13 protein-coding genes are annotated in these 14,316 nt (G+C 62.2%); 4 read left to right on the top strand and 9 right to left on the bottom strand.

Translation table 11 applies throughout. The annotated features are described in order from the left end of the window. Window positions 1–176 precede the first annotated feature (176 nt). Complete coding sequence (locus HX898_RS29565; protein WP_171599146.1) at window positions 177–3,356, bottom strand: EAL domain-containing protein; 3,180 nt, start codon at window positions 3,354–3,356, stop codon at window positions 177–179. Window positions 3,357–3,600: 244 nt separating this feature from the next. Between HX898_RS29565 and HX898_RS29560 the strand changes: the two genes are divergently transcribed. After that, a complete protein-coding gene (locus tag HX898_RS29560; RefSeq protein ID WP_003569889.1) occupies window positions 3,601–3,861 on the top strand; it encodes a DUF1344 domain-containing protein in 261 nt (86 codons plus the stop codon). Between the two features lie 98 nt (window positions 3,862–3,959). Here the strand turns inward: HX898_RS29560 and HX898_RS29555 are convergent, their stop codons facing one another. From HX898_RS29555 to HX898_RS29540, 4 genes are all read right to left on the bottom strand, one after another. Beyond that, the gene (locus HX898_RS29555; protein ID WP_138328823.1) at window positions 3,960–4,550 is read right to left on the bottom strand and encodes a histidine phosphatase family protein; all 591 of its coding nucleotides are present in this window, start codon (window positions 4,548–4,550) and stop codon (window positions 3,960–3,962) included. Window positions 4,551–4,573: 23 nt separating this feature from the next. Further along, entirely contained in the window at window positions 4,574–5,392 is an 819-nt protein-coding gene (gene fabI, locus HX898_RS29550) for an enoyl-ACP reductase FabI (protein WP_138328822.1), read from the bottom strand. A 121-nt stretch (window positions 5,393–5,513) separates the two neighbouring features. Beyond that, the gene (locus tag HX898_RS29545; RefSeq protein ID WP_180196490.1) at window positions 5,514–6,713 is read right to left on the bottom strand and encodes a DnaJ C-terminal domain-containing protein; all 1,200 of its coding nucleotides are present in this window, start codon (window positions 6,711–6,713) and stop codon (window positions 5,514–5,516) included. Window positions 6,714–7,002: 289 nt separating this feature from the next. Further along, window positions 7,003–7,461, bottom strand: a complete 459-nt coding sequence (locus HX898_RS29540) for an RT0821/Lpp0805 family surface protein (protein ID WP_180196489.1) — start codon at window positions 7,459–7,461, stop codon at window positions 7,003–7,005. A 65-nt stretch (window positions 7,462–7,526) separates the two neighbouring features. Between HX898_RS29540 and pdxH the strand changes: the two genes are divergently transcribed. Then, window positions 7,527–8,147: a pyridoxamine 5'-phosphate oxidase gene (gene pdxH / locus HX898_RS29535; RefSeq protein WP_180196488.1), complete on the top strand. Its 621-nt coding sequence runs from the start codon at window positions 7,527–7,529 to the stop codon at window positions 8,145–8,147. Window positions 8,148–8,153: 6 nt separating this feature from the next. Here the strand turns inward: pdxH and HX898_RS29530 are convergent, their stop codons facing one another. Continuing rightward, a complete protein-coding gene (locus tag HX898_RS29530; RefSeq protein ID WP_180196487.1) occupies window positions 8,154–9,191 on the bottom strand; it encodes a polysaccharide deacetylase family protein in 1,038 nt (345 codons plus the stop codon). Window positions 9,192–9,453: 262 nt separating this feature from the next. On the opposite strand from HX898_RS29530, the gene HX898_RS29525 reads away from it, so the two are divergent. Together HX898_RS29525 and HX898_RS29520 are read left to right on the top strand one after the other, a co-directional pair. Beyond that, window positions 9,454–10,737 carry a D-alanyl-D-alanine carboxypeptidase family protein gene (locus tag HX898_RS29525; protein ID WP_180196486.1) on the top strand — a complete coding sequence of 428 codons (1,284 nt, stop codon included), beginning with the start codon at window positions 9,454–9,456 and terminating at the stop codon, window positions 10,735–10,737. An 82-nt stretch (window positions 10,738–10,819) separates the two neighbouring features. Then, window positions 10,820–11,137: a hypothetical protein gene (locus tag HX898_RS29520; protein WP_064650537.1), complete on the top strand. Its 318-nt coding sequence runs from the start codon at window positions 10,820–10,822 to the stop codon at window positions 11,135–11,137. 19 nt (window positions 11,138–11,156) lie between these two features. Here the strand turns inward: HX898_RS29520 and HX898_RS29515 are convergent, their stop codons facing one another. From HX898_RS29515 to HX898_RS29505, 3 genes are all read right to left on the bottom strand, one after another. Beyond that, on the bottom strand, window positions 11,157–11,648 hold the full coding sequence (locus HX898_RS29515; RefSeq protein WP_138328817.1) for a GNAT family N-acetyltransferase: 492 nt from the start codon (window positions 11,646–11,648) through the stop codon (window positions 11,157–11,159). Between the two features lie 16 nt (window positions 11,649–11,664). After that, a complete protein-coding gene (gene tldD, locus HX898_RS29510; protein WP_012756317.1) occupies window positions 11,665–13,080 on the bottom strand; it encodes a metalloprotease TldD in 1,416 nt (471 codons plus the stop codon). A gap of 366 nt (window positions 13,081–13,446) precedes the next feature. Beyond that, window positions 13,447–14,115, bottom strand: coding sequence for an invasion associated locus B family protein (locus HX898_RS29505; protein WP_171599150.1), 669 nt, complete (start codon window positions 14,113–14,115; stop codon window positions 13,447–13,449). Between the last annotated feature and the right edge of the window lie 201 nt (window positions 14,116–14,316).

Below are 14,316 nucleotides of genomic sequence, written 5' to 3'. Positions count from 1 at the left end.
AAAGGCGCGACACTCATAGGCCAAAAAACCGCCGAGGCAAAAGCCTTTCTTTGCGCCAAACCGGCAGCTCAGGAAATGCTGTTTCCGTTCGTTGCCAGGGATGGACGCACATCTTGCCGCCATTCTCTCTGCGCAGGCGGGGAGGGGTGAGGGCGAGGCCGATCGGCAGGCGGCGATCAGGACGCCAGCCGCCACCCCGTCCCGGTCGCCTCGTTGGTGAAATCGTCGAAGGAGAGCGGCCGCGAGAAGGCGTAGCCCTGCAGGATGTCGCAGCCGAGATCACGCAGCAGTGCGGCATGCGCCGCCGTCTCCACCCCTTCGGCCACCGTCTCGACGCCGAGCGAGCGGGCGATCTCGATGATCGAGCTGACGAGCGCCCGCTCCTGCGAGGCATTGACGATCGGCTGCACCAGCTGGCGGTCGATCTTCAGCCGCTTCGGCTTCAGCTTCAGCAGGCTGACGATCGAGGTATGGCCGGTGCCGAAATCGTCGATCTCGATGTCGATGCCGAGCGCCTTGATGCGTTCGAGATTCTGCGAGACAACGTCCTCACTCTCGTCGAGGAAGATCGATTCCACCAGTTCGAAGGAAATCTCACCCGGACGGATATGCAGGTCGGCGAGCGATTCCAACAGGCTGCCGTCATGCAGCCGCCGCGCCGATACATTGACCGAGACCTTGGGCACGGCAATGCCGCGCGCCGTCCAGCGCATCTTGTCGCGCAGCGCCGTTTCAAGCACGATCCGATCGAGCATCTGCACGACATTGATCTCGTCGGCGATGCGCAGGAACTTGTCGGGGGTGAGCAGCCCCTTGGACGGGTGCTGCCAGCGGACCAGCGCCTCGACACCGGTCAGCTCCATCGTCCGGGCGCAGAATTGCGGCTGATACCAGGCGGTGAATTCGCCATTGTCGATGCCGGCGAGGATCTCGTCGGCGGTGCGCTTGGTGTTGATAATATCGGCCTGGAGATTGTGATTGAAGAATTCGAAGCGGTTGCGGCCGGTGCTCTTGGCGCGGTAGAGCGCGATGTCGGCATTGATCAGCACCTTGCGCGCATCGACATGGATGCCATTGGCGAGCGCGATACCGATCGACACGCCGCAGCGGCAGGAGAAGCCCTGGAAATCGATCGGCTGGCGCATCTCCTCGATGATCCGCGTCGAAAGCTGCGCCATCTCCTTGTCGCCGACGTCGAGGGCGAGGATGACGAATTCGTCGCCGCCGATGCGGGCGACGATGTCGCTGCCGCGGACGTTCTTGGCGAGCACCTTCGAGGCGTGCACCAGCATCGCATCGCCGGCGGCATGGCCGAGCGTGTCGTTGATGTCCTTGAAGCGGTCGAGATCGATATGCAGGATCGAGAATTTCTGCCGCTGCTGACGGCCGTCCTGGGTGAGCTTTTCAAGCGCGATGTCGAGCTTGCGGCGGTTGGCGAGTGCGGTCAGCGGGTCATGCAGCGAATTGTGCTCGATCCTGTTCTTGACAAGCTCGAGCTCGATATTCTTGGCGACTGCCTCGTCCTTGGCCGCCTTCAGCCGGATCGTCATCAGCACGTCTTCGGTGGCGTCGAAGGCGATGCCCATGATCTTCATCTCGCCGGTCCCCGTCTGGTGGACCTTGCCGACCGAGCGCACATAGCGCACCGAGCCGTCGTCGACGATCACCCGGCAGACGAGGGTGTGCGTGTCGCCATTGCGCTTGAAGTGGCGCGCGCTTTCGAGCGCTAAGGCCCGATCCTCGGGGTGGATGCAGCCAAGCCAGGTCTCTTCGGTCATGAAGCCGTTGCGCGGCGCAAGGCCATAGAGCTCGTGCATCCGCTCGTTCCAGATCGAGCCGCCTCGGCCCGGCCGCGCCTCCCATATGCCGCACTGATAGGAATTGAGCGCCAGGTCGAGCCGGCTGGAAAGTTCGGCGAGCTGCCCCTCGCGGCTCGACAGCTCTTCAAGCGCCAGCTCCAGCTCGGCATTCTTGACCTCGCTCGTATCCTTGGCCTTGCGCAGCGTGTCGGTGGTCTCCGCATCGGCGGTCACGTCCCAGACGATGCCGATCGTCTTGCTGACGCCGCCGGCATCCGTATAGAAGGCGCCGACCGAGCGCAGGTGACGGATGCGGCCGTCGCCAAGCAGGATCCGGTACTGCGCCGTGCAGGCGGCACCCGCAATGCTGCAGCTGAAGAAATGCACTTCGGCGGTTTCACGATCCTCGGGCAGGACCGCCGCCAGCCATTCGTCGAGCGCCCGGCTGCCTTCCTGCGCCGGCTTGCCGTGCAGGGCCGCGGCGCGTGCGTCCCAGAGCAGGCTGCTCGAATCATCCTGCAGCTCCCAGATGCCGATATTCGAAGATTCTAGCGCCAGGTTCAGCCGCTGCGACAGTTCCAGCAGTTTTGCCTCGCGCGTCTCCAGCGCGGTGATGTTGCGATTGCGCTCGCCGAGCAGCAGGGTCGCGAAGAAGATCGGCACGATGATGATGAAGCCGGCGGCAACGATGATCAGGCGCAGCTCGGTGCGGTTTTCGGGTATCGCGTTCCAGCCGCTGTTCGGCACGGCGGAAAGCTCCCACTTGCCGCCGGCAAAACCGATCTTCTGGCGCATCGGATCCTTGCCGTCGATATCGGAGGACCCGAAGAACGGCGCCGGGGGAGGAGCTTTGGCGGCGGCCGGCGAGCCGATATCGCGAATGGCGATCGAAAGATGGCCGAGATGCGGATAGCGCTCCTGGTTTTCGCGGTCGCGCGCCGGCATCAGCCCGGTCGCCTGGTAGAACATCGTCTGGTCGATGGCGACTTCGACCGCCCCCCAGATCCGCCGCTGGCCATTCTCCTTGACGTAAACCGGGAAGAAGATGGCAAAGGCGTCCCGGCCTTCGGTGCTGATCGGGCCGTAGAAGCGCGCCGACTGATTGCCGGTTGCGCCGGTCATCGCCTGGCGAAAGAAGAGAGCCTCGCGCACGTCGCGGCCGATCCGCTCATTGCCGGATTGCGCCGGGTGGATGTCACGGATGATGAAATCAGGCGCGACGGCGATATGAATGAAAGACGGGTTCTGGATCAGCAGCCAGTTGATCTGGCGCTCCATCTCCTTTCCGTTTGCCGCGCTGACGGAGATCAGGTTCGTCAGGTCGCGCACGACGCTGAGGTCCATATTGATCTCGGCCATGACGCGGGCACGGATGAGGTTGGTCTCGTTTTCGGTGCGGATATGAAGTTCGCGCACATGAGACGCAGTATTGGCCTGGTCGAGCCCGAAGCCGACCATGATGACGACGAGGGCGACAAGCGACGAAACCAGAAACGAGACGCGGCTATTCTTCAACACGCGCCGCAACTGCTTGCTGTCGCTGAGCCTGGATAACAAAATGAAACCCCCATGTTGACGAGCAACTGTAGGGCGCGCGGGTTAATTTACGATTGCCCGCCGGCGATGCCGAAAGATCGCGGGAAGGGAAAAACCGCGGATAAACGCACCATCTTGATTATATTTAAAATCCTATTCATCAATTGGGCGGGAAAAGCCATTCTTACGGGCAATTTTCGCCATATTCAGGAGCTTATCTGTGGCCAGTCATGTTCTCGTGCAGCGTCTTAAAAGGATTGTCGCCATGCGTTTCGTCGTCGCCACGCTTTTGGCAACAGCAAGCTTCCTGTCACCGATGAGCGGTTTTGCCGAGAGCGCCGATGTCGAAGCGACGATCAAGAAGGTCGACACGGCCAACCTTGTCCTGACGCTCGACGACGGCAAGACCTATCAGGCACCCGAGGAATTCAATTTCGACGGCCTCGAAGCCGGCGTGAAGGTGATCGTCTTCTATACCGAGGTCGACGGCAAGCGCGTCATCAACGATCTCGATATCGTCAAATAGGCAGCAGATGGCTGCCTCTCACCTTACCGGGGTCGAGCCACTCGTCTCGACCCAGGCAAAGGTGCCGGCAGGCGGATGAGGGGCGGGCTTGGCAATCCCTACAGCCAGGCGATCGTCCGCTCAGTGGTTTCGATCCGGATAATCCGGTCCTGCGGGATCGCACCTTCCGCAGCAGTGCTTTTCGGCAGGTCGGCGATCGTCTGGAACAATGTGCGGATGACGCCGCCATGGGTCACGCAGACCGTCGGACGATCGACGGAGTTTAGCCATGAGCCGGTGCGCCAGGAGAGGATTTCGTAGCTTTCCGCGTCATCGCCGGGCGGGATGAAATCCCATTTCGAAGCGTTGCGTTCCGCCACCCGCTCGCGCTGCGTCGCCTTCAACTCCTTGATCGTCGAACCCTCCCAGTCGCCGAAGGAAATTTCCACCAGCCTCGGATCGGTGCGATAGGCAAGCGGCGGCAGGCCCATGGCGGTGCGCATGATTTCCATCGTCGCGCGCGTGCGCTGGAGCGGGCTTGCGACAAAATCGAATTCGTCGACCGTGTCGCCGAGAATCTCCGCCAGCGCGACGCCGTTCTGCCGGGCCTGTTCCAGGCCCGTGGCATTCATCGGGATATCCTTCTGACCCTGCAGACGGCGCTCCGCATTCCAGTCAGTCTGGCCGTGTCTGATCACGTAGATAAGCACGGTCTCGCATCCCTATGGAGAAATCAGTCCTTGACGACGGAAATGTCGGGCGCGTCGACCGCCTTCATGCCGATGACATGATAGCCGCTGTCGGCATGGTGCACTTCGCCGGTGACGGAGCGCGACAGATCCGACAGGAGATAGAGGCCGACATCGCCGACCTCTTCGATGGTGACGGTGCGGCGCAGCGGCGCGTTATATTCGTTCCACTTCAGAATGTAGCGGAAATCGCCGATGCCGGAGGCGGCAAGCGTCTTGATCGGTCCGGCCGAAACCGCGTTGACGCGGATGTTCTGCGGCCCGAGGTCGACGGCCAGATACTTGACGCTCGCTTCGAGCGCGGCCTTGGCGACGCCCATGACGTTATAGTTCGGCATCACCTTTTCGGCGCCGTAATAGGTCAGCGTCAGCATGGCGCCGCCATCCGTCATCAGCTTCTCGGCGCGGCGTGCGACCGAGGTGAAGGAATAGACGGAGATCTGCATCGTCTTGGTGAAATTGTCGGCCGAGGTATCGACGTAGCGGCCGGTCAGCTCGTCCTTGTCGGAAAAGCCGATCGCATGCACGAGGAAATCGATCTTGCCCCACAGCTTTTCGACGTTCCCGAAAACCTCATCGATGGTGGCTTCGTCGGCGACGTCACAGTGGCCGACGAGCGTCGCGCCGATTTCGGCGGCGAGCGGCTCGACGCGCTTCTTCAGCGCATCGCCCTGATAGGTGAACGCAACTTCTCCGCCCTGCGCATGAATGGCCTTGGCAATACCCCACGCAATCGAACGATTGTTGGCGACACCCATGATGACGCCGCGTTTGCCTGCCATGAGGCCGGATGCTTGAGCCATATTTCGCTCCCTAGGATTCTAATCGATCCTGCCTATGGCATAGGCCGTTAATCGGTTCAAGCTTGGCCTGGATCATCAACTGTTAGGGATCGTAATAAAGGGTGCGAATGTCATAAAAATTTCACAGGAACAGGCCTTCGCGCATGCTCCGCATGAGATCGGTGATTTTGTCGTCGGGTTTTTCCCACAGGATAATGCGCAATTCGACGACCAGATCGCCTCTGCCGCCCTCTTCGCGGGGCAATCCCTGGCCGGGAATCCTAATCGTCTTGTCCGAGCCGGACCATGCGGGGATCGTCACGTTCAGCGGCCCGCTCGGTCCTTCGATACGCGCCTCGGTGCCGAGCACGGCATTTTCGATGCTGAGCGGCAGCACGGCGTGCAGATCGAAACCATCGACCGTGAAGCGCGGATCGGGTGCGATGCGAATGTTGATGACAGCGTCGCCGCGCTGCATGCCAGGCAGCTTGAAGCCCTGTCCCTTGAGCCTGATCTCGTGACCGTCGGTTGTGCCTGCGGGCAAGGCGAAGCCGATTTCGCGGCCCTCCGGCAACGACGCGGTGATCCAGCCGCTCTTCAACACGTCGTCGATCGTGACCGTCGCCGTCGTCACCTCGTCCGGTGCTTTATCGAGGCCGGTATCCTTGGCGCCGGTGAAGCGGCGCACCAGGTTTGTCAGGATGCTGAGCGGCAGCGACAGGTTGGCGGCATTTTGCCCAGCTTCGCCCGCTTCTTCGTCGCCCTTGGTGTCGGGCTCGGCGGCATCGCCATCCATGCGCCTGCCGGCGTCGCCCTGTGCGTTTTGTGCCTGCTGATATTGCGCCTGCTGGGCGCGACCCTGCGCCTGGCCGCCGCCGGCCGCGCGCGCCTGGGCGCCAAAAATGCGATCCACCATCTCGTCGGCGGCCTCAGCGGAGCCTGTCTGTTGCCTGGAGCCGTCGGCGGCAGCCTTCTGGGCGGCGCGCGCCAGCTCTTCCATCACGCGCTCGGCATTGGCCTGCGCCGCCTTGGCGCGCACGGCCGCCTCGCGGGCGGCCTGGCGCTGCTGCATGATCGTCTGTTCGTGCTTCTTGGCTTCGGCCATCCGCAGGGCATTGTCGAACAGGCTGCGTTTGCGCGGATCCTTCAGCGTTTCATAGGCGCGGCCGATCTCGGCGAACCGAGCCGTCGCTGTCGGATCGTCCTGATTGTGGTCGGGATGGGCTGATTTGGCCATGTTGCGCCAAGCCGCCTTGATCTCGTCTACTGCCGCGTCGCGCTTGACGCCCAGAATTTTATAAGGATCGCGCATGTCAAAACCGCCGGTGTTGCGATGCGGCAAGCCTCGTCCTTGCCCGGCATCCCCGTCTAATAAAACGTGTGTGCGCCACCCGCCACGAAGGCAGGAAGAACCACTCTCAACGCCGATCCTGCGGCGGAGTTGCTAATCACTTGTTATTTCTGTGGAGAGATGTGGGGTGTTTCGCGGCGAATGGTTAGCTCTTCGCTAATCATTGGGCAGAAAGCCGTCGCACATTAACCTGTTGGCGACGGCCCCGCGTCTTTTCGAACGCGCAAAGGGACGCTGTATACTTTGAGTTCAGCTCAGGAGGCTCAGCTTTCCCACTGGATCAGCTTTCCGGCTGGAAGCTCAGAAGCTGCCAGTTGCCGCCGCCGACGAGGCAGGTCTTGCCGAAGAATTTGGCGATGCCGACATAGGAATGCCGGGTCGTGCGGAACTGGCGGCAGACCTGGCCGGACTCGTTATTCTCGACGATCGTATCGATGACGCCGGCACTGCCGGTCGATGCGTTCGCCCAGGGAAGCGGCTGGCCCTCGAGCCTTTGCACATCGGCCGAGGTCACGGCGTTGCGCACGGTCATTTCGTCGGAAAGCGTGTCGGTGCTCGGCGGCGTCTGCGGCACGGTGCCGGTTGCCACCGACCGGTCGACCTTGGCTTCACTCAGGAAATCCATGCCGCCGCCGACGCAGCCGGAGAGCGACAACATCGCGACGCCGATGACGAAGAACGCGCGGCTGCGTCGCCGCAGGCCCTTTGTATGGCGAGATGACTTTGCTATGACTTCCACCCTGCATCCTGTCCAGTTATCAAAAGCTGGGCGAGTTTTGAATAATCCGGGGCATTTGAACCAATATGTCGGCAAACGAGTTAACAAGCGGTGACTTTACCGAAAGTGGCGAGCCCTTCAAGCTCTTTGCCGAATGGCTGAAAGAAGCCGAGGTTTCCGAGCCCAACGACCCCAATGCGGTGGCGCTGGCAACGGTCGATGAGGATGGTCTTCCCAATGTCCGCATGGTTCTCCTGAAGGGATTCGACGACGACGGTTTCGTCTTTTACACCAATTTCGAGAGCCAGAAAGGCCGCGAAATTCTGGGCCAGAAAAAGGCGGCCATGTGCTTTCACTGGAAAAGCCTGCGTCGTCAGGTAAGGCTGCGCGGCCCCGTCGAGATCGTCACCGATGCCGAAGCGGACGACTATTTCAAGACGCGGGCGCGCGGCAGCCGTATCGGAGCCTGGGCCTCCAGACAATCCCGTCCGCTCGAAAGCCGTTTCGCGCTGGAAAAGGCGGTGGCCGAATATACCGCGCGCTATGCCATCGGCGAGATTCCGCGCCCCGCCCACTGGTCGGGCTTCCGCATCCGGCCGACCTCTATCGAATTCTGGAAGGACCAGAAATTCCGCCTGCATGATCGGGTCGAATTCCGCCGCCCGTCACCGGAAGGCGAATGGGACAAGGTGCGGATGTATCCGTAACGGGCTTTACCTGCCCATCAGCTTCAGCGGTATGCCGGAGGCAAGCGCCGAGACGTAGCGTCGCTTCTGGTAAAAGCCGTTAAGCGAAATGCGTGGGAGATAGCCGGTCAATTGCGCTGACGGCAGCCCGGGCTGCGTGGTGACGGCGAGGGTAAAGCCGAGATTGCGAGCGATGCGCGCCTCGCGGGCGGTCGCGGCCGCAGGTGTGCCATAGGGATAGGCGATCGTCTCGGGACGGATGCCGGTCACCGCCACGAGGTAATCCGCCGAAGCCTGCATTTCGATTCGCGCTTCGGCTTCCGGCAGCCGGGCGAGCGCCCGATGGCTGATCGTATGGGCGCCGAGCGTTGCGAGCGGATGTGCCGCCAGCCATTGCAATTCGCCAGGCCCCATCACCAGCTCGCGGACGATATCCGTCGGCTCGATGCCGTTTTCGCGCGCCAGCAGATCAATGGCGGCAACGGCGCGCGCCTCGTCGGAGCCGTGGATGTAGGCGGCAAAGCGGTCAAAGGCATGCCATTGCTGCTGCGGGCTGTCGAGCACCAGCCGCTCCCTGCCGCGGCCGAAATCGAAGTAGATTTCGCTTGGTCGGCGCAGGAGAATGGCGAGCGTTTCCCACCAGATGCTGTGAGAGCCTTCGGCAAAACCCTTGGCGACGAATACCGTGAACGGCGCCTGATGCCGCTCGAACACCGGCAGCGCATGTTCCAGATTGTTGCTGTATCCGTCGTCGAGCGTGAAGGCCGCGAAGGGCTTTGCGCCTTCCGGCTCCGCCAGCAGCGCCGGCACCTGATCGAGCGGCACGAAGCGGTAGCCCTCCCGCCGCAGCCGCCGCAGCGCCGCGTCGAGAAAACGGGGGGTGATTTCGAGATGCGCATTCGGCTCGAAGGCTTCGGCCACGTGCGGACGGACATGATGCAGCGTGAAGACGACGCCGCGCCCGCGTGCTTGCCGCATCAGTCCGACAGACGCGAGCAGCCAGGAAAATTCGAGCCCGGCGCCGATCGCCAGTCGCTTGCCCAATCGCTTGAATTGTCCCGTCATGCGGCGCTTTTCCCTTGCCTTTTCCGGAAACTAGCAAGTGCGACTTAAGCCTTGCTGAATCCCGATCCGGCACGGGTCTTTCATTTCCTGTTTACCAAGACGATGAAAAGACTAGAAAAATGATAGGCGTTGCCTCAAAGTCGCGCCAAACTTGCGGCTTCTGTCACATTACGGCACAAATGCCGGTCTGACCGACAGCCCGCATCAAGGGCTGCGCATCAGGGGCCAGCGTATGAGGGGCCAGGGTATGAGGGGAAAGTGCATGAGAAAGCTTTTGGCGGCTGTTTTGACCGTAACGCTTGCCGTTTCGGCGCCGCTTGCGGCCCTTGCCGGCAGCGCTTCGCTGATCCTCGATGCCCGGACCGGCAAGGTTCTCGCCGCCGAAAACGCCGATACGCTGAACCATCCGGCCTCGCTGACGAAGATGATGACCCTCTATCTCACCTTCGAGGCATTGAAGCGCGGCAAGATAACCTGGGACACCCCGATCAAGATGTCGAAATACGCCGCTGCACGGCCGCCGACCAAGCTTGGCGTCAAGGCGGGCGGCACGATCACCGTGCGCGAGGCGGTCTATGGCATGATCGTCAAATCCGCCAATGATGCCGCCTCCGCCATGGGCGAGAAGCTCGCCGGCTCGGAAAGCGGCTTTGCCCGGGTGATGACGGCCAAAGCCCGCCAGCTCGGCATGAGCCGCACCGTCTTCGTCAACGCCTCCGGCCTGCCGGACGGCCGTCAGGTCACGACGGCGCGTGACATGTCGACGCTCGCCATCGCGCTGATGAAGAATTATCCGAACGAATACCGGCTGTTTTCGACGGCCAGTTTCAATTTCCGCGGCCGAACGGTGCGCGGCCACAACAATCTCATGTACCGCTACCAGGGCATGGACGGCATCAAGACCGGTTATACCAACGCTTCCGGCTTCAACCTCGTCAGCGCGGTCAGAGACGGCAACCGCCGCGTGGTCGGCGTCGTGCTCGGTGGCCGCACCGCCCGCAGCCGCGACGCCAAGATGGCTGGTTTGCTCGACCGTTATCTCGGCCGCGCCTCGTCTTCCGGCGGCGCAAAGCTGGTGGCGAGCGTCGGCGCGAGGGAACCCGTCGAAGTCGCGTCCGCCGCCGAGGCTTCCGATGTTCCGGTGCCGCTCAACGCACGGCGGCAAGTCGACGATCTCGCAGCAAAGAGCCTTGCCTATGCCGATGACGCCGTCGTGCCGCTGGAGCGTCCCGTCGCGATGGACGAGATCCTCAACGCCGGCAAGACGCCGAAGACATCGGCAGAGAAGACTAATGGCGACTGGCAGATCCAGATCTCGGCCGCACCGAGTGCCGATGCGGCGCGTGCACTTCTCGCCCAGGCGAAGTCGGAAGGCGGCGCACCGCTGGTGTCCGCCTCGCCCTATACCGAGGCGGTCGGGCAGGGGGCCAACAAGATCTATCGCGCCCGCTTCATCGGTTTCGCCAGCAGGGATGACGCTGTCTCGGCCTGCGATGCGCTGAAGCAGCGCTCCTATGACTGCATGTTGCTGCCGGACCACGGCTGATCGCCGCCCCGGCACTGCGGCAATTCACTCTGGACAAGCATCGGGAATCAGCGTCTCCTCCATAAACAAAAGGAGAACGCCCATGTTGCGTCGTCTTGCCGACCAGTTCGAAATCTCATCCTCTGTTCACGTCGCTGCCAACAACATCGAGCGTGATGCCGACTGGTTCCTGCTGAAGCTGCAGGAGGAAATGGGTGAACTGACCCAGGCATGGAACCGGCTGACCGGCCGCGGCCGTGCGAAGGGCCGCTCGCCTGAAGACATGCAGCGCGATCTCGCCGACGAGACCGCCGACGTTCTCGGTCATCTTCTGCTGTTTGCCCGTCACAACGATCTCGATCTTGCTGCCGCGATCGAACGGAAGTGGCTGTTTCGGCCGGCGGAGGTGCCGAAGAGCTGATGCATGTCGGCCGATTAAGTCAGTCAACCTTATAACGGTAGAATTTGCTGTCCACAGCCATCAGCGGGAAGGGGCGGGGCAGCGCGCTCTTGGCAATCTCGGTAAAGCCATTCTTCTCGTAGAAGCGATGCGCGGCGACGAACTTGTCGGTTGTGCCGAGGAAGATATCGGTGAGGCCGGCATCCCTGGCATGGGCAAACAGCCGATCGAGAAGCAGCGCTGCCACGCCATGCTCGGAGCCGCGAACCGCAGCGGCAACGAACATCTTGCGCAGCGCCGCCTGGTTGTTGCCGATATCCTTGAGCCCGACCGTGCCGACGATGGCGCCGTCTTTGACGGCGACCCAGAACTGCCCCTTGCCGGACTGATAGAAATCCGGGATGACCCGGAGATCCGGTTGCGCATCCACGGTGATATCGATGCCGAATTCCTCTCGCTGGATCGGCAGGATCACCGAAAGCACGGCATCGGCGTCATCGGCGGTGAAGGTTCTGATTTCGACGTCCGCCATGACGGGTCCTTTCGCCTCAGGTCTGCGTGCCGCCGACCGTCACCTGATCCATGCGCAGATGCGGTTGGCCGACGCCGACTGGAACCCATTGGCCGGCCTTGCCGCAATTGCCGATGCCGGTATCGAGCTTCATGTCGTTGCCGATCATCGACACCCGCTTCATCGCATCCGGGCCGTTGCCGATCAGCATCGCGCCCTTGATCGGCGCGCCGACCTTGCCGTTCTCGATCAGATAGGCCTCGGTGCAGCCGAAGACGAACTTGCCGGAGGTGATGTCCACCTGGCCGCCGCCGAAGGAGACGGCATAGATGCCCTTCTTCACCGAGGCGATAATCTCCTCGGGCGTCTTGTCGCCGCCGAGCATGTAGGTGTTGGTCATGCGCGGCATCGGCACATGGGAATAGCCCTGGCGGCGGCCGTTGCCGGTCGGCGCCATGCCCATCAGCCGGGCATTCTGCCGATCCTGCATATAGCCGACGAGCTTGCCGTTTTCGATCAGCACGTTGTAGGCGGACGGCGTGCCCTCGTCATCGATGGTGATCGAGCCGCGGCGATTGTCGATCGTGCCGTCGTCGACGACGGTGACGCCGGGAGCGGCGACCATCTGGCCGAGAAGGCCTGAAAAGGCCGAGGTTTTCTTGCGGTTGAAATCGCCTTCCAGCCCGTGACCAACAGCCTCGTGCAGCATCACGCCCGGCCAGCCGGAGCCGAGCACCACGTCCATCGTGCCCGCCGGCGCATCGATCGCCTCGAGATTGACGAGCGCCTGGCGCAGCGCCTCGTCGGCGCCGTATTGCCAGCTGCCCTCGGCGATGAAATCGCCGAAGCCGATGCGCCCGCCGTGGCCATAGGAGCCGCTCTCCTGCCGATCGCCTTCGCCGACCATCACCGAAATGTTGATGCGCGTCATCGGCCTGATGTCGCGCACACGGTGTCCGTCGGCGCGCAGGATATCGACGACCTGCCAGCTTGCGGCGACCGAGGCCGTCACCTGGCGCACCTTGTCATCCTTGCCTCTGAGATAGGCGTCGATGTCCTGCAGGACCTTGACCTTCTCCTCGAAGCTCGGCTGGCCGATCGGGTTCTCGTCGCTGTAGAATTTCTTGTTGGTGCCCTGGGGTGCGGCCGCATAGGAGCCGGAATAGCCGCGCGTCACCGCGCCGACGGCATCGGCCGCCCGCTTCAGCGCCGCCACCGAGAGATCGCCGGCATGGGCATAACCGACCGCTTCGCCGGCAACGGCGCGCAGGCCGAAACCCTGTTCGGTGTTGAAGCTGCCGCCCTTCAGCCGGCCATTGTCGAAGGTCAGCGCTTCTGCCTGCGCATGCTCGATGAACAGTTCGCCGTCATCGGCCCCGGACAGCGCCTCGGCCACGTGCTTGCGCATCGTCGCTTCGTCGGCATCGAAAAGCGTCAGGAGATCGGTGGTCATGATATGGCTCCAATGGGCATGCGTTCAGGAGTGCACTTACTCCCTAGATAGGACTCTACCTTATAAGGAGTGAAGCCCTGTCTTCGAATTATTCTTCTCGAAGGAGATGTAAGCTTTTCTACCGTCTTGCTCTGGGTGGTCGCGAGACGCTTTTACATAATCAGTTTGGCGGCTGATTTGTTCGAAATGACGAGCAAGTGGCTGCCCCTCACCCTAACCCTCTCCCCGTAAAAACGGGGCGAGGGGACGTGCCTTGCGAGAGCGAGGTGGGAATGGAGAGGTCGCGGCTATCCCCCCTTCGCCCCGCGAGCGGGGAGAAGGTGCCGGCAGGCGGATGAGGGGCAGACACACGGCAGACGGCTGCACTCACGGCAGAGCGTCAAAACCTTCAGCGAAGCCCTTGAGGTCGACGGGGATGCCGATGCCTTCTTCCGGCGTTTGGAAGACGATGAAGGTTGCCTGGGCGCCGCTGCGGAAGGTCTTGAGCAGTTCATCCTCGAGCACGACTTCTGCGTAACAGCCGTCGGCGAAGCAGCGGACGAAATAGGCGCGGCCGATATCCTTGCCGTCGACATTGAGCCCGAGGCCGTTCGGCAGCAGCACGCCAAGTGGTGCCAGCACGCGCAGGATCTTCGACTTGCGGTCGGCCGTTTTCAACACGACCACGGAAAGCCCGACTTCCGGCCGATCCTCGGCGATGACATTCTGCATCAGCGCGCATTGTTCGGTCGAAGCACCGGCCGGCTTGTCGCAGACGACGGACCATGCGCCATGATTGGACTTTACCGTGCCCGGCGCCGGCGGCTGCGTCTGGCCAGGTGTCACCGGTTCGACATTCGGTTTGGCGGCACTCGGCTGTTGCTGCGCCGGGGCGGGAGCAGGTGCCGGTGCGGCAGCCGGAGGCTTGGCCTGCGAGGGGGCGGGTTGCTGCTGTGCGAAAACGGGCGTCGTCGCTGCGGCCGCGATGCTGGCAGTCAGGAGAAGCGACTGCGCGAGGGAACGGAAACCCATGGAAACCTCTGGATATCGAATCATTGCGGCTATTGTTGAAGCTGCCCACCAAAAATGAAAAGCCCCACCCCGTGAAAACCGGGGGACTGCGGCGGAAATTGGACCTTTGTGAAATAATGTGTCGCGCGCGGATTGGCCGGAAAGCCGATTTTTCATATGCTGATGAAAAACTTGGGATGTTTTGCCGTTCTGACCTGCCTATGCTTTGAGCAAAAATGCCGCATA

Source organism: Rhizobium sp. WYCCWR 11128 (assembly GCF_013416305.1).
Taxonomy (GTDB): domain Bacteria; phylum Pseudomonadota; class Alphaproteobacteria; order Rhizobiales; family Rhizobiaceae; genus Rhizobium; species Rhizobium indicum.
This window is presented reverse-complemented; position numbering and strand designations above follow the sequence as displayed.